Raw genomic sequence first — 347 nt, forward strand, 5'->3', positions numbered from 1 at the left:
ACACGCACTGGAGGCCCGAACCCACGTACGTTGAAAAGTGCGGGGATGAGGTGGGGGTAGCGGAGAAATTCCAATCGAACTCGGAGATAGCTGGTTCTCCCCGAAATAGCTTTAGGGCTAGCCTCGGTGGGATAGTCGTGGAGGTAGAGCACTGATTGGGTGCGGGGCCCGCCAAGGGTTACCAAGCTCAGTCAAACTCCGAATGCCACAGACTGATTAACCGGGAGTCAGACAGTGAGTGCTAAGATCCATTGTCAAAAGGGAAACAGCCCAGACCATCAGCTAAGGTCCCCAAGTGTGTGTTAAGTGGGAAAGGATGTGGAGTTGCACAGACAACCAGGATGTTG

At 53.9% G+C, this 347-nt stretch carries 1 rRNA gene; it reads left to right on the forward strand.

The features are described 5' to 3' along the window. Positions 1-347, forward strand: a 23S ribosomal RNA gene (locus tag KJS42_RS22960); the annotation flags it as partial.

It is taken from the genome of Paenibacillus sp. J53TS2, assembly GCF_018403305.1.
Classification (GTDB): Bacteria; Bacillota; Bacilli; order Paenibacillales; family Paenibacillaceae; genus Fontibacillus; species Fontibacillus rhizolycopersici.